Here is a 21,984-nt window from a genome sequence, read left to right on the forward strand (position 1 = left end):
CCCTTTTTCTTTTCAATAACCGCTGATCATGTATAATAAAACATTATTGAATGGATTCGGAGGCGGTCCGTCATGGAAAACGAAACCGAACTGTTTCACTCATATCTGACCCTCTGGAAAAACCGGACGGTGCATGGGGACCGGAAGAGAGCGCTCGATCAGGCCATCGATGATGAACTGAATGACCTCAGAACCCATCCAAGGCTCAGAAAAACGAGATTTGAAAAATATGCTCAGGCCGTTCAGCGGATTATCTCATCCCCCTTGGAAGCGGATATAAAGCTTGAGCTGATTGCACGCCATACAGAACGTTTGCAATTATTAACAAATAAAGAAAGCAGGGAGTAACATGAAAGCAATCAATAAAGAAGATGTCCAAGCTTCTTTACAGACATTTTTAGATGAGCCGGTCTATATTCATTTGGAAACAACCACCGGATCATATTCGGCTCATAAAAATGAACAGAACATGACGGTCGTTGCATTTATCCGGAATGCAAAAGTCGTCTGCTCCCGGGCGAAAATCACGGGAAGCGGGCCTTACCGGGCGGGCTTGAAAACAGAAGAAGGCTGGATTTACGCAGAGGGCCTTACAGATTATACGATTGATGACGAAGGAAGGCTGCTCCTCGCCGGCCATTTACCAGGAGGCAAGCTTGCCATTTCACTTCAAATCAGCAAAAAGCCATTTGCAGTCTAAAAAGAAGGTGTTATAAATGAAAAAACATTTACTTGTCATCCTGCCGCACCCTGATGATGAATCGTTCGGAGTGGCGGGTCTAATCGCTTTAAACCGAAAAGAAGGGATCCCCGTGACTTACGCTTGCCTGACGCTTGGAGAAATGGGCAGAAATATGGGAGATCCGCTGTTTGCCAATCGCGAAACGCTTCCTCTGCTCAGAAAGCAGGAATTGATGGATGCCTGCAAGGAAATGGACATACAAGATTTACGTATGCTCGGGCTCCGCGACAAAACGCTCGAATTTGAAGATGAAGACCAGCTGGCGTACAAAGTGGAGGCCGTAATCGATGATGTAAAACCGAGCCTGATCGTGACGTTCTATCCCGGCCACGGCGTCCATCCGGATCATGACGCCTGCGGAGCGGCGGTCATCCGCGCGCTGTCCAGGAAAAAGAAAGAAGACAGGCCGCGGGTGTTATGCATGGCGATCACACACCACAGAGAAGAAGCACTTGGCAAGCCTGATGTCGTTCTCGATATCAAAGAAGTGGCTGATATTAAAATGAATGCGCTAAAAGCGCACAAGTCACAAACTGGCGGCATGCTGAAAGAGATTGAGAAAAAAATAGCAAACGGTGAGCCTGTCGTTGAAACATGGTTTGAAAAAGAATCGTTCTGGACATATCAATGGGACGATTAATGAGAAAAAGGTATAGAGCTTAAACATGCTCTATACCTTTTTTGGCTTTATGCACTGAGCTTCATGATCAAACGGTTTTGAATGATCCTGAGTCTGAGGAAAAGTCCGACGGCTCCAGCGGCAAGGCCTGTGATCAAGCCGATCCAATATCCGTATGCTCCGAAGGAAGTATAGGTGCCGATGACAAAGCCGACGGGAAGCCCTATGATCCAATAGGAAACCAGGGCTGTGACAAGCGTGTAGTTGACGTCTTTGTATCCTCTGAGCGCTCCTTGAATGGGTGCTGCGATTGCGTCTGAAAGCTGAAAAAACAGGGCGTACAACAAAAAGTGCTTCGTTAGGGACAAGACCGCGGGATCTCCAGTATACATACCGGCGATTTGCTGTCTGAACAACAAAATCACAAGAGCGGTGAACAGCGAAAATCCGACTGCCATCGAGATGCCCAGGTAGCTGTAGGCTTTTGAATCCTGAAAGCGCTTTGCCCCGGCTTCAAAGCCGACGACGATCGTCAATGCCATCGACACGCTCAGCGGCAGCATATAAAGAAGCGAAGCGAAATTCATCGCCGCCTGGTGGGAGGCGATCGTCACGGTATCAAAGTGGCTCATCAGCAACGTAACTGCCGCAAAAATACTCGTTTCAAAGAAGATGGCAAATCCGATCGGAAGCCCGATCTTCAAGAGGTTCAAACATTCTGAAAGGGAAAATGAATAGAACGTCCCGAAAATCTTAAACTGGTAAAAAGGCGTTTTTTTATGAACGATCAATAAAGATATGAGACAGATGCACCAATACGTCAATGCGGATGCCAAACCGGCGCCGGCTCCCCCCATTTTTGGGAATCCGAGCTTTCCGAAGATAAATAGAGCATTTAATACAAAATTAATCGGAAGAGCGCACAAGGTGATCAGCATCGTCACCCTCGTTTTGCCGAGCGAATCAATGAACGAACGCATCACGTTATACACAAACAGCGGCAAAATGCCGAGTCCAAGATATGACAAGAAGTGTTTCGCGATGAGCGATACCTTCTCATCGAGCTGAAGCCGTTCCAGGATCGGATCAATCAGGAAAAAACCTGAAATCATAACGATGAGACTGATGATAATTGCCACGTAAATCGCTTGAATCACAGTGTAGGGGACTTTCTTTTGCTGTTTGGCCCCCATCAACTGAGCGACGGTTGGAGTCACCGCCGTCAAAATGCCGGCCAGTCCCGTATACACAGGCGTCCACAAGCTCGACCCGATCGCAACGCCGGCAAGATCCGCAGCGCTGACCTTGCCGGACATCACCGTATCGAGAAACGTGATCAAAGAAAGTCCGGCCTGTGTGATCAAAATCGGAATTAAAATCGTAATAAACTGCTTTGCTTTTTCCCTTAAATCCTTTGTTTCCCTCATATTTGCTCCCCGTTTCTTTTGGATAACGAGAGAAATTATAACACGTTATGTAGATAATGCAACAAATGCCTATTCAATCCTTCGTCTTCTTTGTTTTTTTAAACATTTGCACATAAATAAAGGAAAGGGAAATCACTCCGAGAAAAGAACATAAATATTGGAAAATTTTTTGGATTGCCATATCATTACCTCCTCTTTATTAGGATGTGAAAGAAGACCGGAAAAATACATATAAAATGGAAAAAATAAGATATGTAGATCTTTTTATCTATTTTAAAAGGGAATATGTAAGGTTTTTAGTTGTGCAAACCCATTTTTTATTCGCTCTTGCTGGATACAAGGGACTGGAATCGAAGATTGTAAAAAGCCGGATGGTCTAAAAAAAGATACGCCGAATTCCGGATGAAGGCAAAAAATTTGTATGATAAAGTCAATTTATAGTTTCAAGAAGGAATTTTATGAGGAAAAATAGAAATGTATGGAGGAACAACATCATCCGGAGCCTTTCTGCCGGATCATAGATCCCAATGACCGGTTGATGTTCCGATGAATGCATACGACATGAAAATCATCGCCCTCATGTGACGATCCACGAATCTTTTGCCAAAGTCAAAAAATCATCGCCCTAAAAACATCTGCACAGCAACCCGAATAGCATAGGCGCTTATTCAGCCTGTCTGTCCCATACGTGTTTCTGTCAACCCTTGCAAACTGTGTTTCACAGGCGGCACTTCCTTCTTTGAACATGTTTTCAGCACGAACACCGATTTTCGGCACTGAATTGAATTCAAAAAAGAAGAACATTGATTTTTGTCAATGATTCTTTGCTTTTGCATTGAAAAACTATTAAAAAATATCAGAATCAGCCGATACAAATCGTGAATTGCATTTTTGCTTAAGAGCGAAAACGGGGGTCTCGTCCGCTAAGCAGACTTAAGTGATCGAACCACTTGTCTTTACCGGACGGCGTTTTAAGCAATGACAAAATGTAATGGATACATAGAGAGAAAAGCGAAAAATGAGGCGGGAGGTTAAAAGGTATGAAGAAGAAGATAGCAGTAGGTTTGGCGGCCTCTGCAGTCGTTGGAACTTCGCTTGCTGCGTCACCGGCGGAGGCCCAGACGATCAAGGTGAAGAGCGGGGACTCGCTGTGGAAGCTTTCAGCTCAATACAACACGAGCGTTTCCGCACTGAAATCAGCCAACAATCTGTCATCAACGGTGATCTATGTTGGACAAACCTTGGAGATTCCAAATGGAAAGTCGGAAAGCAGCAGCAAAAAATCGGGTTCTACGAGCTCAAGCAAAAATTCTGCAAAGACCACTTACACGGTTAAATCAGGAGACTCTCTCTGGCTGATCGCCAAAGACTACAAAACGACCGTTCAGGAGATTAAAACGTTAAACGGTTTGAGCAATGACATGATTTATCCGGGCCAGAAGCTTGTGATTAAAGGAGCAGCCAAAAACACAAGTTCCAGCACGAACAAAAAGTCTTCATCGTCAAGCTCGGGCTCATCATCAAGCTCAAGCAGTTCAAGTAAATCAAGCAGCACGTACACAGTCAAGCTGGGCGATTCTTTATGGAAAATTGCCAATAACTTGAACATGACGGTTGCCGAGATTAAAACGCTGAACAACTTGAAGTCGGATACGATTTACCCAAATCAAGTCCTCAAAGTAAAAGGGACTTCTACAAGCGGAAGCAAAACGTCGTCTTCAAGTTCTTCATCGGGCAAAAAGAGCTCAAACAACAGCTCAAAAACGACAACTTATACAGTTAAGGCCGGCGACTCTTTATGGAAGATTGCCAACTCGATGGGTGTGACGGTTCAAAGCATCAGGGAAGCCAACAATTTAAAGACAGACGTGTTACAAGTCGGCCAAAAGCTGAAAATCTCAGGCGGAACGAAATCAACGCCGTCAAGCTCTCCATCTAAATCTTCAAGCTCTTCAAAAACGGGCACTTCGTCAAGCGCGAAGGTGGAACGGATGATTGACGAGGCTGAAAAACAGCTTGGCGTTCCTTACAGATGGGGCGGAAACAATCCTTCCGGTTTTGACTGCAGCGGCTACATCTATTATGTGCTCAACAAAGTCACATCCGTTTCCAGATTGAGCGCGGCCGGATATTGGAATATCATGACGCCTGTCAGCACGCCTTCAAGAGGGGATTTCGTTTTCTTTACGACATATAAAGCAGGCCCTTCCCATGTCGGAATTTATTTAGGAAACAATAAGTTCATCAACGCCAATGATTCGGGCGTCACCATCAGCGATATGAACAATTCATATTGGAAGCAGCGCTATCTCGGAGCCAAACGCTATCCCTTCTAAAAAAGCCATTTTTATGGCTTTTTTTTGTGCATCGGTCCCCTCAGTGTTGAAGGTTTATCAGATCCTGCCGTTGTCTACACTAGATGAAAAAAGCCAAAGGGGGACCTTGCGATGCATCGATTGTCCAAAGTGCTGCTTGCATGCGTTTTTGTATGCGTGACATCGGCATGCGCACAGCAAAAAGAGCCTGCTCAGGAGAAAAGCGAACACGAGCATGCGGAAACATTTGAACCGCTCACACAGCCGATTAAGGTGCAGCTGATGAAACGGGACGGAAAAGAGACCGGTTTTATAGAAGTTTCTGAATCTGCATCAGAGGGCGTTGATATAAGAGTTAGCGCCCATGATCTGCCGCCTGGGCTGCTTGCTTTTCATATCCATGAAACAGGCCGGTGCAAAAGGCCTGATTTTGAAAGCGCCGGCGCTCACTTCAATCCCGCGCAAAAGGAGCACGGCTTCAACAATCCGAAAGGGCATCATGCCGGGGATTTGCCGAATATTGAAGTCGGGGCTGACGGCAAAGTCGATGTCATTGTCAATGCACCTGACGTTACGTTGCATAAAAACAGCAAGTTCAGTCTGCTTGACCAGGACGGAAGCGCATTTATCATTCATGAGAAACAGGATGATGATTTAACGAACCCGTCCGGAAACTCAGGCGACCGAATGGTTTGCGGCGCCCTGTCAAATGACGGCAAATCATAATGTTCCGTTCATCAGGCAGAAAGTATATCTATTGAGGAAACAGAAGAGTGTTTAGTATACTTGATATAGAAGACGCTTTTTAGAAAGGAACATACCACGAATGAAATACGACCTACACGAACTAGAGCTGCCTGAAAAAATAAAGGAGCGGCTGAGAGAGTCCGCCAGCCGGCCTGCCGGACAGGAATTTCAGTCATTGATCGGAAAGCCCGGCTATCAAGCTGAGGATAACGCCGTCCTAAATGATGGGCTGATCGCGCTGTCCCTCGGAAAAAATGTGCTGCTGAAAGGACCTACAGGCTCCGGGAAAACAAAGCTTGCGGAAACGTTGTCCGCCTATTTCCAGAAGCCGATGCACAGCGTCAACTGTTCTGTTGACCTTGATGCCGAGGCGCTTGTCGGCTATAAAACGATTGAAAACACAGAGGGACGCGCATCCATCGAATTTATCGAGGGGCCTGTGACAAAGGCGATGAAACACGGGCACTTTTTATATATTGACGAAATCAACATGGCAAAGCCGGAAACCCTGCCGATCTTAAACGGTGTGCTTGATTACAGGAAAACGATGACAAACCCGTTCACCGGCGAGGTCGTCAAGGCAAAAGACGGTTTCGGCGTCATCGCGGCGATTAATGAAGGCTATGTCGGAACAGTCCCTTTAAACGAGGCATTAAAAAACAGGTTTGTCATTATTGACGTTCCGTATATTAAAGGCGACCTGCTAAAGCACGTGCTTGAAACACAGTCTGAATTAAAGGATGAGAAGCTGCTCAGCCGGTTTGTCACTTTGTCTTCGGACTTAATGACACAGGCGCACAACGGTCAGGTGTCCGAAGAAGCTGCATCGATCAGGGCTCTTTTGGATACTTGCGATCTTTCAACTTACATTCCGCCGCTGCGCGCGATCGAACGGGGCATCGTGGAAAAGCTTGACGATGAACGCGAAAAAGCGGCTGTCCGCAATATTGCCCAAACTTTATTTGAATGAGGGTTCTTTCATGAAGTTTATTAAATTTAACGACAGCAAGATCGACTCACTCTTGTTTATGGAGCTGACGGATCTGGCGAAGACGCTTGCTAAAAGCGATCAGGTCGAAGTTGAATACGGCGTTCAGTCCTATTACAACCCGTTTGAGAAAAAAGTCTATATGAGTCATTTCTGGAAGGACCGCGCTCACGCGGACATGGTCGCCGGGCTGAAGAGCGATGTGTACCTGCGTTCTGTCGGTACCCGCTACAGCTCGATGAAGGACTTCGCAAAGATGCTCGGTGACATCCGTCATTTTCAGTTTAAGAGTTTTGCAAAACAATTGTTTATGCTTTTTGAGGATGTCAGAATTGAAGAATGCATCAAAAAAGAACGTCCAGGAACAAAAAGCGTGTTTTTCAAGCGGAGAAATATGTACCGGAAGCATTTTGCGACACAGCTGACGCTGAATCTGGAGCGGAGCATTTTTACCGATGCTCTGTTTTGCGCCATTTATCTGAAGCTTACGGCGGAGTCGCCGCTTGAGGGCATCCCGCATATCCATGAATCGATTGATCCGCTGAAAGGGTTCATCGAACAGCAGCTGAGCCGCGTATATGAAGCGCGGTCAACCGGGGATATCGTATCAATCGTCAGCCTGTTGATGGAAGGCTTTGAAGAAGTTCTTGAAAAGGATATGCTGAACACCTACTTCTTTTTCCCGGAGCTCGGGTACGAACAGGTTGATGAAGAATTCCTGTTTAACGATTTGAAAGCGAAGCCGAAACTAAGCGAAGATTTGACGCTGGATGAGAATAGCGAAGGGGACGAAGAAGTCCTAGATGAGGAAATGCCGACATGGCACAGAGAAACGGAAGCGCCGGCCAAAAGCTTCCTTCAATTCGACTTGGAGCACGGCGCGAAAACCGATATTGCGGGAGGCGCATTGAGGGAAGGCGAAGACGGCGATCAAGCGCTCGGCGCAGTTCAGGGAACGGCGAAACAGACGAAAAGAAAAGATTACTCAAAGCTTGAATCCCTTGAATCTGTCCAGGACGAGCCGAATGCGGGCGGAACACCGGAAGGAAAGGAAAACCGCTACGCCTTCCCGATTTTTAAAACGCCTGAAAAACCGACAAACGAAGAAGTCTTGGACTATCAGGAGCAGGCAAAGACGGTCGAATCGTACCAAAAGCGTCTGAAGCAAATGATTCAAAAAACGCTGGAGCACAAAAAAACGCTGCCGAGAACCGATTTGCACGCCGGCCGCCTGAACAACAAGCTGCTTCGCTACTTTACGGAACGGAATCCGCGTCTTTTTTACAAAAAGCAAGAAAACTCGACAGAAATCGATGCCGTCTTTACATTGCTGGTGGATTGCTCCGCCAGCATGCATGACAAAATGGCCGAGACAAAACGGGGCATCGTGCTGTTTCACGAAGCGCTTAAATCCGTATCCGTCCCCCATCAGATCGTCGGGTTTTGGGAGGATACGAATGATGCGACAGAAACAAGTCAGCCGAACTACTTCCATACAGTTGTCCCTTTTAGGGATTCGTTAAAAGAAGACGCAGGGCCCCGCATCATGCAGCTCGAACCCGAAGAAGACAACAGGGACGGCTACGCGATCAGGCAAATGACGAAAATGCTCGTTCAAAGAAGCGAAGAGCAAAAATTCCTGATCGTCTTTTCAGACGGGGAGCCGGCCGCCTTCAATTACGAACAGAACGGAATTGTCGATACGCACGAAGCGGTAATGGAAGCGAGAAAAAGAAAGATCGAAGTGATCAACGTATTTTTATCGAACAGCGAAATCGAAGAATCGCAAATCAAAACGATTCAGGATATGTACGGAAAGTACAGCCTGTTCGTCCCTGATGTCGATCAGCTTCCTGACGTGCTGTATCCGCTCTTAAAAAAGCTGTTGAACAAAAGTATAAGATAGGCATGACAGATGGCTGCATTGTTCGCGGCCATCTGTTTTTATTGCCGGCATGATCGATAAATCATCCAATTTTTATTATCTTCATCAACTATAATTTTTGAAATTTATTTTCCTGGAACAAACGTCATCACATACAGACGGAAAGGTGAAATATGGATAAAGTGCAAAACAGACGCGGTCTGAATGTTCTAAATTATAAAATTCTTTATTTTTCAAGACGATTTTTTAATTTTATTTGAACAATCTGTGTAGAAACAAAGGAGAAACAGTGGTAAAATGAACGTGGAAGCGTTTTTATTACATATTTCTGGGCAAAGGGTTCAGAAGATATATTAAGATAGTGAATCATTCACTTGATTATTAGGTTGGGGGTAATGTTCAAATGTTTCAAAATAGTATGAAACAAAGAATGACTTGGGAAGAATTTCACGGTCCGAACCTCGGCTATGTGCTGGAGCTCTATGATCAGTATGTCAAGGATCCGGAGAGCGTCGATCCTGACGTGAAAGAGATGTTTGACGGTCTCGGAGCTCCCCCGGGTGACTTAAGGGCCGCCTCTGAAAGCAATGAAGGGGCGCATTTCACGGCAGAATCTATCGAAAAAATCGCATCCGCGGTAAAACTCGCAGAAGATATTCGAACCTATGGCCATTTAAACGCTTCCGTCAATCCTTTGAGAAAAACGCAAGAAAAACAAGAGCTTTTTCCGCTTGCTGAATACGGTCTGACCGAGCAGGATGTGGAAAAAATCCCGGCATCGGTGATTTGCAAAGATGCCCCAAAAGAAGTAACGAACGGTTTAGAAGCCATCCAGTACTTAAGGAACACATACAAAAAATCGATCTCTTTTGAATTCGACCATGTGCATATTTTTGAAGAGCGCAATTGGCTGATGAAGAAGATCGAATCGGGGGAATTATTCGCACCGAAAGCGAAAGAGAAATTAGTAGACGTCTTAAGAAGGCTGACAGAGGTTGAGGGGCTTGAACAGTTTTTGCACAAAACGTTTGTCGGGCAAAAGCGCTTCTCGATCGAAGGGCTTGATGCGCTCGTGCCTATGCTGGATGATATGATCGCCAAGTCGGTTTCCCTCGGTACGACGAACATCAATATCGGAATGGCGCATAGGGGACGCCTGAACGTATTGGCCCATGTGCTCGGAAAACCGTACGAAATCATTTTTTCCGAATTTCAGCATGCTCCGAACAAAGATCTCGTCCCTTCTGAGGGATCGATCGGAATCAGCTACGGCTGGACGGGGGATGTAAAATACCATCTCGGTGCAAACCGCCAGATTCAGGATGAAGAGACAAAGACGGCGCGGATCACCTTGGCGAACAATCCGAGCCACCTTGAATTCATCGATCCGATTGTAGAGGGCTCTACAAGGGCAGCACAGGAAACGAGAACGGAGAGCGGGTATCCGGTTCAAGACGTCAAAAAATCGCTGGCGATTCTGATCCACGGCGATGCTGCGTTCCCGGGAGAAGGCATCGTCGCTGAAACCTTGAACCTCAGTCAGCTGAAGGGCTATCAGGTCGGCGGAGCGATCCACATCATCGCCAACAACATGATCGGATTTACAACCGAAAGCAATGAGTCGAGATCGACGAAATACGCGAGCGACCTGGCCAAAGGTTTCGAAATTCCGATTGTCCACGTCAACGCCGACGATCCTGAAGCCTGCCTTTCAGCGGTTCAGCTTGCAGTCGAGTACCGTATGACTTTCAACAAGGACTTTTTGATCGATCTGATCGGCTACCGCCGCTTCGGACACAATGAGATGGATGAACCGTCGGCGACGCAGCCGATGCTGTACGATGCGGTCAGAAAGCATCCGACGGTCAAAAATATTTTTGCAGAAAAGCTCATCGATAGGGGAGTTATTGAAAAAGAGGCCGTTCAACACATTCAAGACTCGGTCATGAAGCGTTTGGAAGATGCGTACCGAAAAGTGCCGGCGAAAAAGGAAGACATGGCGCATGAAATCGTTCCGCCGGAGCCGGTTTCAAACGGGTTCCCGTTTGTCGACACATCCGTTGAATTTGACATTCTGCGCAAAATTAACGAAGAGCTGATCGCATGGCCGGAAAGCTTCAACGTGTTCGACAAGTTAAAGCGAATCCTCGAAAGGCGCGCCAAAGCGTTTGAAAATGACCGGAAAGTCGATTGGTCTTTGGCCGAGGCGATGGCGTTTGCGTCCATTTTGAAAGACGGCACGCCTGTAAGGCTGACCGGCCAGGATTCAGAACGCGGCACATTTGCACATCGGAACCTTGTTCTTCATGACAGCAAGACAGGGGACGAATTCATCGCCCTGCATCACCTTGCAGATACAAAAGCGGCATTTGCGGTTCACAACAGCCCGCTTTCTGAAGGGTCTGTCCTTGGCTTTGAATACGGTTATAACGTTTCTTCGCCGGAAACGATGGTGATCTGGGAAGCGCAGTTCGGAGATTTCGCGAACGCAGCTCAAGTATATTTTGATCAGTTTATTTCTGCAGGCAGGGCCAAATGGGGGCAAAAATCCGGGCTTGTCGTCCTGCTCCCTCACGGATATGAAGGGCAGGGACCTGAGCATTCGAGCGGCAGAACGGAGCGATTCCTCCAGCTTGCAGCGGAAAATAACTGGACTGTCGCCAATCTGACAAGCGCGGCGCAATACTTCCATATTTTAAGAAGGCAGGCGAAAATGCTGCTGCGTGAGGAGATCCGCCCGCTCATTATCATGACGCCGAAAAGCCTGCTGAGAAATCCGAACACCGTTTCAGAAGTACAAGAGCTGACAAACAGCAGCTTTAAGCCTGTTTACGAAATGTCCGGTCTTTCTCATCAGTATGAAAAAGTGACACGCCTCGTCCTTTCAAGCGGCAAAGTCTCAATCGACATCAGCGATTTCTTTAACAAGATGGAAGGCGACAAAGACTGGATCCATATTGCCAGGGTCGAAGAACTTTATCCATTCCCTGCAAAGCATATTAAGGAGGTCTTTGGCAAACTGCCGAACTTGGAAGAAATCGTTTGGGTTCAGGAAGAACCGCAAAATATGGGGGCTTGGAATTACATTGAGCCTTATTTAAGGGAAATTGCCCCTAAAGACGTTAAAGTGCGCTATATTGGAAGAAGAAGACGTTCAAGTCCGGCAGAAGGGGATCCGACGGTTCATAAGAAGGAACAGGAACGCATTGTATCTGAGAGCTTGACTCGCAAAAACTAAGGGGGAACTGTAAAAATGGCGGAAATTAAAGTACCTGAATTAGCGGAATCAATTTCAGAAGGAACGATAGCCCAATGGCTGAAACAACCGGGAGATTACGTGGAACAAGGGGAATTCCTGCTCGAGCTGGAAACCGACAAAGTCAACGTTGAATTGACGGCAGAACAGTCCGGAGTGCTTCAGGAAGTGCTGAAAGACTCCGGTGACACGGTTCAGGTCGGTGAAGTAATCGGAACGATTGCAGAGGGCGAAGCAAAAGGAGGCGGTGATTCCGCACCACAGGCTGATGCCAAGAAGAACGCAGAGGCTTCCGGAGAAAAGCCCGCGCCGGCGCAAGAGAAAGCCGAAACGACGGATCAAGCGAAAAGCCGGGAAGAGGCTGCGAAAACAAGAACGATCGCTTCTCCTGCTGCCAGAAAACTGGCCCGGGAAAAAGGCATTGATTTATCGGAAATTCCGACTGGCGATCCGCTCGGAAGGGTCAGAAAACAAGATGTTGAATCCTATCAAAAGAACGAGCAGCCGCCAAAAGCTCCGGCCGCGCCTAAACCTCAAGGAAAGGCCGCAAATGCCGAAAATTCTGAAAAACCGGTTGAACGGCAGAAAATGTCCCGCCGGAGACAAACGATTGCCAAACGCCTCGTTGAAGTTCAGCACACCGCCGCTATGCTGACGACTTTTAACGAAGTGGATTTGACGGCAGTCATGGATCTCAGAAAACGCCGCAAAGACCAATTCCTGGAGCAGCACGATGTCAAGCTTGGATTCATGTCCTTCTTTACGAAAGCCGTCGTGGCTGCCCTGAAAAAATACCCGCTTCTCAACGCGGAAATTCAAGGCGACGAGCTTGTTATCAAAAAGTTTTACGATATCGGAATCGCGGTCGCCGCTCCTGAAGGTCTTGTCGTCCCAGTCGTTCGCGATGCGGATCGAAAAACCTTTGCAGATATCGAAAGAGACATCGCTGAGCTGGCGAAAAAAGCGAGAAGCAACAAGCTGTCTCTCGGCGAACTTCAAGGCGGATCCTTCACGATTACAAACGGGGGAACGTTCGGATCGCTGCTGTCGACTCCGATTTTGAACAGCCCGCAGGTCGGAATTTTGGGTATGCACAAAATCCAGCTGCGCCCTGTAGCCATCGATGAAGAGCGCTTTGAAAACCGTCCGATGATGTACATCGCTTTATCTTATGACCATCGGATCGTTGATGGAAAAGAAGCGGTCGGCTTTTTAGTCACCGTGAAAAACCTGCTCGAAGATCCTGAGCAGCTTCTGTTAGAGGGATAAAATCAAAAAAAAGCTTTGGCCGCATGAGCGGCCAAAGCTTTTTTGTTTATGAAACGGCGGAAGATTGCGAGGTTTCGGACGCATTCTTCTGCTTCTTTGCTTTTGTGGCCCAGTAAGTCGCAAGCCATGAACCTGAAAGGTTGTGCCAGACGCTGAACACCGCGCTCGGCACGGCAGACAGCGGTGAAAAATGAGCGGTTGCCAGCGCCGCCCCAAGACCCGAATTTTGCATGCCTACTTCGATTGAGACGGCTTTTTGCGAAGCATAATCCATCCTGAAGCATTTTGCCAGCAAAAAGCCGAGCAGCAGTCCGAGCCCATTTTGAAGGACGACAACCGCAAAAATCAGCAGCCCGGATTGAATGATATTGTCCCGATTGCCGCCGACGACGGCCGCAACGATCGCGACAATCCCGATGACCGACACGAGCGGAAGCACCTGCACCGCTTGTTCCACTTGTTTTTTAAAGATAAACTGGACGATCAGTCCGAGAATGATCGGGAGCAGTACAGCCTGTAAAATCGAGACAAATAACGATGCGAAGGATACCGGCAGCCATTCTTTTGCGAAGAGCATAATGAGAAACGGTGTCAAAACAGGCGCCAGCAATGTTGAAATCGTCGTGATCGCGACAGACAGCGCCGTATTTCCCTTTGCCAAATAGGTCATGACATTTGAGGCGGTCCCGCCGGGGCAGCAGCCGACTAAAATGACGCCGACGGCAATGTCAGGCGGAAGGTTGAGTCCGTAAGCCAGCGCAACAGCAGTGAGGGGCATGACAGTAAATTGGACGATCACGCCGATTACCACGTGAAGGGGTTTTCGCAGCAGTTCTTTAAAATCGTCCGCTGACAGGGTCAGCCCCATCCCAAACATGATGACGCCGAGCAGAATCGTAATATAAGGGCTGATCCATGTAAACTGCGAAGGAAATGCAAACCCGAGCACCGCAAAGAGGATCACCCATATGGCAAAGGTCTTTCCTGTAAATTGACTGATTTTGACTAAATAATTCATTTGTCCAGCTCCTTACTGTGCAGAAAATCTAACAAAATTCGTGTCCTATTATTATAATTAATATTCTGAATAATTCAACACCGAAAAAATACACGGCCAATAATTTTATTATGTAAACTAAAAGAATTATTCGAAAACTTGACGGATTCAGAAATCGTTTTTAAAATGATACTTTGTAGCATGATTTGCAGGGTTGTCCTGAGAAGAAGAGGTGCTTTAGTGGAAAATAATCAAAATTCATGGTCATCAAAGCTTGGCTTTATTTTAGCTTCAGCCGGCTCGGCAATCGGGCTCGGCGCGATATGGAAGTTTCCTTACGTTGCCGGAACAAGCGGCGGCGGGGCGTTTTTACTTATTTTTATCCTTTTTACCTTATTGGTCGGGCTTCCGTTATTATTGGCTGAATTTATCATTGGCAGAAAGACGCAAAAAGACGCCGTTGAATCATACAAGGAGCTTGCGCCCGGCTCGCTGTGGCATTTGATCGGGCGGCTCGGCATCGTCACGTGCTTTATTCTGCTGTCTTTTTACAGCGTCGTCGGCGGCTGGATTATCATTTATATCTTTAAAGGACTGACGGGAGAACTTTCAAAAAATACGGATTATGCGAACCTTTTTGGACAAACGATTGCAGATCCGTTTCTCGTCCTTGTCAGCCAGCTTATCTTTATCATCATTACAATCATTGTTGTGGCAAAAGGAGTCAGCAGCGGAATTGAAAAAGCGAGCAGGTTTATGATGCCGGCCCTTTTTATCATTTTTCTGATCTTGATTGTCCGCTCGGTCACGCTGCCGGGGGCAATGGAAGGAATCGAGTTTTTCTTAAAGCCTGACCTTTCCCGCATAAAAGCCGAGACGGTGCTGTTTGCCATGGGGCAATCCTTCTTCTCTTTGAGCGTCGGGGTGTCTGTCATGGTGACATACAGCGCTTATTTGTCCAAAAAAGAAAATATGGTGCAGTCGGCCGTTTCGGTCACATTGTTAAACGTGTCAGTGGCGATTCTTGCGGGATTTGCGATTTTCCCTGCAGTGTTTTCATTCGGTTTATCTCCTGATGCGGGGCCGATGCTTTTATTCAACGTGCTTCCGTCCGTATTCCATCAGATGCCGTTTGGAATTGTCTTTTTATTGGCGTTTCTTATCCTGTTTTTATTTGCGACGCTCACTTCAGCCTTTTCGATGCTTGAAATTTTGGTCTCCGTTTTGTCAAAAGGGGATGCGAGAAAAAGGCGGATCTTTGCCTGGGCTGGCGGCATCGCGATATTTCTGTTCGGAATTCCTGCAGCATTATCGTACGGAGTGCTTCAGCATGTCACGATTTTCAACCTGTCAATCTTTGATGCGTCAGATTATCTCGTCAGCAACATATTAATGCCGATCGGCGCCTTTTTAATCGCCGTTTTCGTTCCGCTGAAAATACCGAAAGACGAGCTGTTTGCCGAATTAAAAGAAGGCTCTAATCTCAAGCGAAAATGGTTCGCCGTCTGGCTTCTATTAATCCGCTACGTGGCGCCAGTCGTCATCATTATTGTCTTTTTAGATGTAATCGGAGTCTTCAAATCCCTAAACTTTTGAGTTTAGGGATTTTTTTGTTCCGGTCAGTAAGGTTCCCACAGGACGCGTTTCGCCTGCACAAAGCGCCTTTCCGGCTCCCGCCAGTCTACGACGTTCCACCAATTGTCCACATATTTCGCTTTTTCATTTTGATACTGGAGATAGTATGCGTGTTCCCATACATCAAGCGGAAGGAGCGGGATGACGTCCCATTGGCTCATCATCTGATGTTTTTCTGCAATCAGAATCTCGAGGCGATGCGAGCGCGGCGCCCATACGAGTATTGCCCAGCCGACTCCTTCGACATGTTTGGCGGCTTCTGTAAAATGCTCCTTAAAGGCAGAATAACCGCCGAACGATCTGTTGATCATCTCCAGCAGTTCGCCGGACGGCCTTCTTTTGCCTTTCGGATTCATCGCATACCAGAAAATCGTATGCAAATAGTGTCCGGCTCCGTGAAATGCGAGCTCTCTTTCCCAATGGTTTACAAGCTGGTACTGTTTCGTCTGCCGCGCCTTTTGCAGTTCCCGTTCCGCTTTGTTGAGACCGTCGACATAACTTTGGTGATGCTTTGTATGATGAAGAAACATGATCTCTCTCGAAATATAAGGCTCAAGTGCCGAATACGAATAAGGAAGCCTTGGCAGACGATGGCCGCCGATCGGAACCATCCTGTACGGCTGGCGGTTCTCTTGAGCGCTGCTGCGGCTGATTGTCTCATAAACGGCTTCAGCCTGTTCATACCATTCCTGCTCAGTCGCATCGGCATCATCCAGCGATCGAAACAACCCATCTAACCGGCTTTCCAAAGAAGGATCATGCTTCACCTGTTCCTTCAGACGGTTGGCCCAAGACGCCAGCTCCTCTTTGTATACGTCTCTGTTCAATGTTTCTCCCCCATTTCCATTTGTTTAATAAACGCGCTTACAGCCAGCAGAGAAAACACGAAGGGATAGCTGTGATAGCGAATGTAAAATTGCTTCGGAAGCCCGATGCCCGTCGGATAAACGATGTGCTTAGGCTGATGCCGGCTTTGATCGATGAGAAAACGGATTCCTTTTTGAATATGCGGTTCGAGCGGGTCCGTATATTGCAGCAACGCGTCGAGCGCCCATGCACTTTGAACGATCGTGCTGTGGGGAAGGGGTGCAAACGTTTTGATTACACAGCTTTTGCACGATTCGCCCCAGCCTCCGTCACGAAGCTGAATAGACGCAAGCCAGCGCAAAGCTTTTTGGACAGCCGGATCGTCCGCCCGGACGCCGACTGCTTTCATCCCGGTCACTGCCGCCCATGTTCCGTAAATATAGCAGACGCCCCAGCGGCCGTACCATGAACCGTTTTCCTCCTGATTGTGGTAAAGCCAATGGAGCGCCCGCCTGATGACGGGATGGTCCTCCCTGTAACCCGCCTTAAGGCCGAGCAAATGCAGAACGCGGCCCGTCAGATCGGCGGTTGACGGATCGACTGCAGCCTCATTCGCCGACTCGATCGGCAGACTTCCGATCAAAGGATGGTTGACGTTTTTTTCAAAGGCCGCAAAACCGCCGTCCCTGTTTTGCATCGACAAGAGCCAGGCGAGTCCCCGGTTCCAGTCGGCCGTTCGTCTGTTAAAAGGTATCGCTTTTAACGCCGCTGCTGTATCGTCCAAATCCGGATTGTTCGTGTTGATATTCGAAAATCCCCAGCCGCCCGGCGTTGCATGCGGATTGAAAACGGCCCAATCCGCTTTTTTGGCATGCTGCCTTTTTTCCAGATAGTCCGCCGCAGAGGAGACGGCAGAGCTTTTTCCGGGCATTCCGGCTTCCTGCATCGCAAAGCTTAATAATGCTGTATCCCAGACGGTTGATGTGGAATTTTCCAAATAAAGGCCATCGCCTCCTCCGCACGGAGAAATCAGCCCCTTCACCCCGCTGATCGCTCTTTTGATTACGGGTGCGTGTTTTGAGATCCCGAGTGAAAGCAGACTGTAAATCATAAATATCGTCGCGCTCGCATAGCTGTACAGCGTACCATCTTGTTCGATTCTGTCCAGCATGTATTTTTTTCCTGCTTCATACCCAAGGTTGTGAACGTAAACCGGCCCCTTTAAAAGTTCTTTCCATTGCAGGTTGAAGGGGTAATAGCGCCGTTCATGAAAAGAGCGGATGCTGAGCCACTCCAGCGGATTTTTTGACATGTTTTCATCTAGGTGGCGCAGCGAGCCGATCTGCTCGTTCTTCAGCGAGTATTTTTTATTTAGCGTGATGGCCATCGGAACGAAATGAATTCTCGCATATGTGCTCAAATGATAGAAATGCAGCGGGAAAACCGGAGGGATCAGCAAAAAAGACAGCGGCAAATACAGTCTCGGCCACGGATACAATCCGTTTGCTGCAAGCATCCATTTCGTCATGAAGTGGACGCGTTTTAATCCGCCTTTGGATTTAATAAACGCCTCCGCTTTCTGCATATGCGGTTCATAGCGGTTGTACAATCCTGAAGCCAGCATGCCGGTATATCCCTGCACAGTCGCCGTCAAATTTCCGGCTGTCTCATCCGGATAATTTCGGAACGTCCCGTCACCATCTTGCTTCGACCTGATTCGTCTGGCAAGAGCGGAGGTTAGAGAAGGGTCATGATCCCCGAGAGAAGTCAGCAGAAGAATCAAAAAACTGTTCGTCATGACAGACCCTTCAAAACAAAACCTCCACGATCCGTCCGGCTTCTGTTTGTTTAAAAGTTGTTCAAGAGTCTTTTGCCTGAACGCTTTTACCTCTTCCAGTAAAGAATGCATTCTTCTCATCCCCTTCATATTAATCTATTCGCCTGCATGATTCGTCATGCATCATGATAAAGAAGCTGTTGCATGTCAGAGGCATTTCTGTTAACATCGTTTCATAGCTAACGATTTTGAAAATTAAAGGAGGGATGTGTGATCCACGTATTTGATGAAGACGGAACATTGCTTCCGGAAGAAAAGGATGCCATCAATGCATTAACCAAATTGCCATTAAAGGAGCTCAATTTAGAGGCGGTTGCCGTTTGTGCCAATTTATACCGCACAGCACAGCTCCTGAAGAATAAAATGGAGCAGGAGGTTCTCTCAGAGCATCGATTGTCATGGACGGCGTTTTCGATCCTTTATGATTTATGGGTATGGCGGTCAATGGAGACGAAAAGGCTGGCGGAAACATCGGGGGTCAGCAAAGCGACAGTCTCAAATATCACGAAAACCTTGGAGCGGAAAGAGCTCTGTTCTCGGAAAACCGATCCAAGGGACAGGAGAATCGTTTACGTCGCCATTACCGAAAAGGGGAGAGAGGTAATGGAAAATCTGTATCCCCGCTTTCATCAAGGCGAAACCGAACTCGCCGGAAGTCTTGAAAAAGAAGAGCAAAAGGTTATGGTCGGCCTGCTCCGAAAAATCATCAGAAATAATGAATAGCGATGATGGGGTCTTAGTAGTGATGGTTTCCCTGTATCAAGAGAGCCGGTGGACGGTGTGAACCGGCACAAAGATCATCATGAATTACCGCCCTTTGAGCTTTCTTTGTGAACAAAGAACGGGCGGACCGTTATACCGAATGAGCGGAAGAACGATCATGTTCTTCAATTAGGGTGGTACCGCGTGCAATCGGCAAAAATCACGTCCCTTTTCACAGAAGGGATGTGTTTTTTTTATTTTTAAAAAGGAGGAAATTAACGTGAGTCATGTTTTGGAACAGCTTTCAGAAAGCCAAATCAAAGAAGTAAGGAGGCAAATGGAGATCTACACGCAAGGAGCAGAGGACATCATACCGGCCGAAGATCTTGAGCTTAAGGTTGCCAAATCGGTCGTTTCCGGCAGGCCGTTGAACATTAAGCTTGGTCTTGACCCCTCAGCTCCGGACGTACACCTCGGCCATACCGTCGTTTTAAATAAGATCAGGCAATTTCAGGAAAACGGTCATAACATCCAGTTGATTATCGGTGACTTCACAGGGAAAATCGGCGACCCTACAGGCAAATCGGCCGCCAGAAAGCAGCTGACAGATGAAGAAGTAAAGCATAATGCCCGAACGTATTTTGAGCAATTTGGGAAAATCATCGATATGGAAAAAGCAGAACTCCACTACAACTCAAAATGGCTGTCCAGGTTACATTTTGAAGACGTTATAAAGCTCGCCGGAAAAATAACGGTGGCACGGCTTTTGGAAAGAGACGATTTTGAAGAGCGGCTGGCGCTTGGAAAACCGATTTCGCTGCACGAATTTTTTTATCCGCTCATGCAGGGATACGATTCTGTTGTACTGGAGTCGGATGTTGAACTTGGCGGAACGGATCAGCATTTCAACGTCTTAATGGGCCGGCATTTTCAAGAAAAATTCGGAAAAGAGAAACAGACTGCCATACTGATGCCTTTATTGGAGGGGCTTGACGGGATCGAAAAGATGTCTAAATCGAAGAACAATTACATCGGCATTGATGAAAGCCCGAATGACATGTACGGAAAGACGATGTCCATCCCTGATCAATTGATCACAAAGTATGCTGAACTTGCAACAGACCTTTCGGCTGAACAAATCAAACAACTTCAGGCAGACCATCCGAAAGACGCCAAAATGTTTTTGGCGGGAACGCTTGTCAGAATGTACCATGGCGCTGAAGCAGCAAAACGAGCCGAACAGCACTTTACCGCAGTTTTTCAAAAAGGAAGCCTCCCTGATGAAATGCCTGAAGTTCGCTGGCAAGGCGTAAAACACATCCCGGTCATCGATTTGCTCGTTGAATTAAAGCTGCAGCCTTCTAAAAGCGAAGCCCGGAAGATGATCCAAAACGGCGGGGTGAAAATTGCCGGAGAAAGGGTCGATGATCTGCAGCAAACGGTTATCGTTAAAGACGATTTAATCGTACAAGTCGGAAAACGAAAATTTGTCAGGTTAAAAGTTTCATAAAAAACAGAAACGGCGGCTTTGAACACTGGAGTTTCAAGCCGCCGTTTTGTCTTTCATACGCGGAAAGCGGAGGACCGATTAAACAGGCGATTGTCGGCGGTGTTTCTGCTCAGGAACCTGAAATCGTTCGGATCGGATCCAAAAGAGGAAGGGGGCGGCCATCGCCATTAAACGAAGCCTGTAAAACTTGTTTACCCCGTGGGAAAAATCAGGTATCGTTTAAAGGGATACATATACAAGCTGCACCGGACACACAAATAATGGAGGTCAAAAAAATGAAGGTAGAACAAACGCTGTATGAAGCCGCTGTTGAGCTCATTAACGCAAGGTACCCTTCCGGATGGGGCGGAGCGGCCGCGATGTATACGGAAGAAGGTAAAATCCTCACGAGCGTTGCACCGGAGGTCATCAACGCTTCTACAGAATTATGCATTGAAACAGGCGCCATTTTAGAAGCGCACAAGCTGGGCGCGAAGATCACGCATTCCATTTGCGTCGTCAGAGATGATGAACATTCCGGATATAAAGTGCTCACGCCTTGCGGGGTATGCCAGGAAAGGCTCTTTTATTGGGGGTCTGAGGTGAAAGCGGCTGTTACCGTCCCTGACGGCGGCCTTGTCTTTAAAGCATTAAAGGAGATTCAGCCGTTTCACTGGTCTGCTGCATATCAAGAAACTGATGCGTAATCAAGGGGAGGAGAGTCTAAATGGAAAGAGGCCGAACCGTTTACTTAAGACCCGTCAGGAAAGAAGATATGGAGAGCTTCTACAGAGCCGTCCAGGATGATGACATCAGGTATATGACCGGAACAAGACGCGTCTTTACAATGGACGAATTATATGATCATTACGAACGGATCACAAATGATGGTACACGTTATGATTTTGCGATTTGTTTACAGGACGGCGATGAGACGATCGGCGATTTGTCGATTTTGGACATCGACCGGGTCAACCGGAAAGCCGGATTCAGAATTGCGCTCCACGGCCGGGACCATTTCAACAAAGGGTACGGCACTGAAGCCGTTAAACTGGCGCAGCAGTTTGCTTTTGAGAAGTTTCAATTAAACCGGCTTCAGCTCGAGGTGTTTTCTCATAATATCCGGGGTGTGAAAGCATACGAAAAAGCCGGGTTCAAAAAGGAAGGAACGTTGAGGGAGGCCCTTTATATGAACGGTCGATATTCAGACGAAATCATCATGGGGATCCTGAAAAAAGAATATGACAGGCGAAAAAGCGATTGACTTCT

18 protein-coding genes and 1 other annotated feature are annotated in these 21,984 nt (G+C 47.3%); of the genes, 14 read left to right on the forward strand and 4 right to left on the reverse strand.

Annotated features, from left to right (window positions below; translation table 11 throughout):
• Positions 1-72: 72 nt before the first annotated feature.
• Genes MHB78_RS11725 through bshB2 form a run of 3 tightly spaced genes read left to right on the forward strand, consistent with a single transcriptional unit; the run spans position 73 to position 1,382 of the window.
• A complete protein-coding gene (locus MHB78_RS11725; RefSeq protein ID WP_046129564.1) occupies positions 73-348 on the forward strand; it encodes a hypothetical protein in 276 nt (91 codons plus the stop codon).
• A 1-nt stretch (position 349) separates the two neighbouring features.
• Entirely contained in the window at positions 350-700 is a 351-nt protein-coding gene (locus MHB78_RS11730) for a YojF family protein (protein ID WP_046129563.1), read from the forward strand.
• Positions 701-716: 16 nt separating this feature from the next.
• Entirely contained in the window at positions 717-1,382 is a 666-nt protein-coding gene (bshB2, locus tag MHB78_RS11735; RefSeq protein WP_046129562.1) for a bacillithiol biosynthesis deacetylase BshB2, read from the forward strand.
• Positions 1,383-1,429: 47 nt separating this feature from the next.
• On the opposite strand, the gene MHB78_RS11740 is transcribed toward bshB2, so the two are convergent.
• A complete protein-coding gene (locus tag MHB78_RS11740; protein ID WP_046129561.1) occupies positions 1,430-2,788 on the reverse strand; it encodes an MATE family efflux transporter in 1,359 nt (452 codons plus the stop codon).
• 1,040 nt (positions 2,789-3,828) lie between these two features.
• Between MHB78_RS11740 and MHB78_RS11745 the strand changes: the two genes are divergently transcribed.
• The 6 genes from MHB78_RS11745 (at position 3,829) to odhB (ending at position 13,248) form a co-directional block, all read left to right on the forward strand.
• Positions 3,829-5,124, forward strand: a complete 1,296-nt coding sequence (locus tag MHB78_RS11745; protein ID WP_046129560.1) for a peptidoglycan endopeptidase — start codon at positions 3,829-3,831, stop codon at positions 5,122-5,124.
• Positions 5,125-5,235: 111 nt separating this feature from the next.
• Positions 5,236-5,829, forward strand: a complete 594-nt coding sequence (locus MHB78_RS11750; RefSeq protein ID WP_046129559.1) for a superoxide dismutase family protein — start codon at positions 5,236-5,238, stop codon at positions 5,827-5,829.
• 100 nt (positions 5,830-5,929) lie between these two features.
• Positions 5,930-6,820 carry a MoxR family ATPase gene (locus MHB78_RS11755; protein ID WP_046129558.1) on the forward strand — a complete coding sequence of 297 codons (891 nt, stop codon included), beginning with the start codon at positions 5,930-5,932 and terminating at the stop codon, positions 6,818-6,820.
• A 10-nt stretch (positions 6,821-6,830) separates the two neighbouring features.
• The gene (locus MHB78_RS11760; RefSeq protein ID WP_046129557.1) at positions 6,831-8,744 is read left to right on the forward strand and encodes a VWA domain-containing protein; all 1,914 of its coding nucleotides are present in this window, start codon (positions 6,831-6,833) and stop codon (positions 8,742-8,744) included.
• Positions 8,745-9,126: 382 nt separating this feature from the next.
• Positions 9,127-11,961, forward strand: coding sequence for a 2-oxoglutarate dehydrogenase E1 component (gene sucA / locus MHB78_RS11765; RefSeq protein ID WP_046129556.1), 2,835 nt, complete (start codon positions 9,127-9,129; stop codon positions 11,959-11,961).
• A gap of 15 nt (positions 11,962-11,976) precedes the next feature.
• Positions 11,977-13,248, forward strand: coding sequence for a 2-oxoglutarate dehydrogenase complex dihydrolipoyllysine-residue succinyltransferase (gene odhB, locus MHB78_RS11770; protein ID WP_046129555.1), 1,272 nt, complete (start codon positions 11,977-11,979; stop codon positions 13,246-13,248).
• 46 nt (positions 13,249-13,294) lie between these two features.
• On the opposite strand, the gene MHB78_RS11775 is transcribed toward odhB, so the two are convergent.
• Positions 13,295-14,266, reverse strand: a complete 972-nt coding sequence (locus MHB78_RS11775) for a bile acid:sodium symporter family protein (protein ID WP_046129554.1) — start codon at positions 14,264-14,266, stop codon at positions 13,295-13,297.
• A gap of 219 nt (positions 14,267-14,485) precedes the next feature.
• Here MHB78_RS11775 and MHB78_RS11780 point away from each other — a divergent pair, with 219 nt between their 5' ends.
• Positions 14,486-15,841: a sodium-dependent transporter gene (locus tag MHB78_RS11780; protein WP_082094039.1), complete on the forward strand. Its 1,356-nt coding sequence runs from the start codon at positions 14,486-14,488 to the stop codon at positions 15,839-15,841.
• A gap of 23 nt (positions 15,842-15,864) precedes the next feature.
• Here MHB78_RS11780 and MHB78_RS11785 read toward each other — a convergent pair whose 3' ends face one another.
• Entirely contained in the window at positions 15,865-16,707 is an 843-nt protein-coding gene (locus MHB78_RS11785; protein WP_046129552.1) for a superoxide dismutase, read from the reverse strand.
• Positions 16,704-18,596 carry a prenyltransferase/squalene oxidase repeat-containing protein gene (locus tag MHB78_RS11790; protein ID WP_046129551.1) on the reverse strand — a complete coding sequence of 631 codons (1,893 nt, stop codon included), beginning with the start codon at positions 18,594-18,596 and terminating at the stop codon, positions 16,704-16,706. The genes MHB78_RS11785 and MHB78_RS11790 overlap by 4 nt, the downstream gene beginning before the upstream one ends.
• A 141-nt stretch (positions 18,597-18,737) precedes the next feature.
• On the opposite strand from MHB78_RS11790, the gene MHB78_RS11795 reads away from it, so the two are divergent.
• The 4 genes from MHB78_RS11795 (at position 18,738) to MHB78_RS11810 (ending at position 21,979) form a co-directional block, all read left to right on the forward strand.
• On the forward strand, positions 18,738-19,247 hold the full coding sequence (locus MHB78_RS11795; protein WP_099047108.1) for a MarR family transcriptional regulator: 510 nt from the start codon (positions 18,738-18,740) through the stop codon (positions 19,245-19,247).
• Positions 19,241-19,459 (forward strand) — a binding site (T-box leader). (Overlaps the previous gene by 7 nt.)
• Positions 19,460-19,563: 104 nt before the next feature.
• Positions 19,564-20,736, forward strand: a complete 1,173-nt coding sequence (tyrS, locus tag MHB78_RS11800) for a tyrosine--tRNA ligase (protein ID WP_099047107.1) — start codon at positions 19,564-19,566, stop codon at positions 20,734-20,736.
• Positions 20,737-21,011: 275 nt separating this feature from the next.
• Positions 21,012-21,422 (forward strand): cytidine deaminase, encoded by a 411-nt coding sequence (locus MHB78_RS11805; protein ID WP_046129549.1) that lies wholly within the window; start codon positions 21,012-21,014, stop codon positions 21,420-21,422.
• A gap of 20 nt (positions 21,423-21,442) precedes the next feature.
• On the forward strand, positions 21,443-21,979 hold the full coding sequence (locus tag MHB78_RS11810; RefSeq protein ID WP_046129548.1) for a GNAT family protein: 537 nt from the start codon (positions 21,443-21,445) through the stop codon (positions 21,977-21,979).
• Positions 21,980-21,984 lie beyond the last annotated feature (5 nt).

Origin of the sequence: Bacillus sp. FSL K6-0138 (genome assembly GCF_037982765.1) — a bacterium.
Lineage (GTDB): Bacteria > Bacillota > Bacilli > Bacillales > Bacillaceae > Bacillus > Bacillus glycinifermentans.